The organism is Providencia sp. Je.9.19 (assembly GCF_051129765.1).
GTDB lineage: Bacteria > Pseudomonadota > Gammaproteobacteria > Enterobacterales > Enterobacteriaceae > Providencia.
In genome coordinates, this window is sequence record NZ_JBCPSS010000028.1 from 1 (window position 1) to 492 (window position 492).

General features: G+C 59.1%; 1 protein-coding gene. It reads right to left on the reverse strand.

What is annotated here, in order from left to right:
* Window positions 1-492, reverse strand: a 492-nt coding sequence (locus AAZR93_RS21570; RefSeq protein ID WP_434721039.1) for a fimbrial protein, incomplete at both ends; no start/stop codon positions are given.

Genomic DNA, 492 nt, shown 5'->3' on the forward strand with positions numbered 1-492 from the left:
AGGTGAAAGTCCACCACGGCGTGGTAAGCCCCGGCATTCAAGGGCGCCGCGGTACGCATAGGGGTGACGGTGTAACGCAACGTGTTTTCCCCCTGACTCAGCTGCAATGGTTGCCCTCGGTCACCCAGACGCACATCGTGTCCGTACTCATCCAGTAGGCGTAATCCCACACCGGAGACCCCATGCGCTTTGACCCACTGCGGAGAGTCCGCATCCCGCACACTGCGAAAACTGACTCGCACCGCCGGTTGCCCTATTGAATGCAGCCGTTCTCCGGTCCGCACATCCTGTAAACCGACCCCTGAGTCAAGGCAATCAGCCAAACGTAACTCAAAACTGACCGGATCACCGGCAGCCCCAAAAGTCCGCAATCGACCGGTGCCAATTTCATGCAAATCAATGTCTTGCCGGGCACTGCTCATCTCCAGTCGGCATGCGCTTTCCGTTAAAGCCCCCTGGACATACAGCGTGCCCTGCGCCCCGTCCACATCC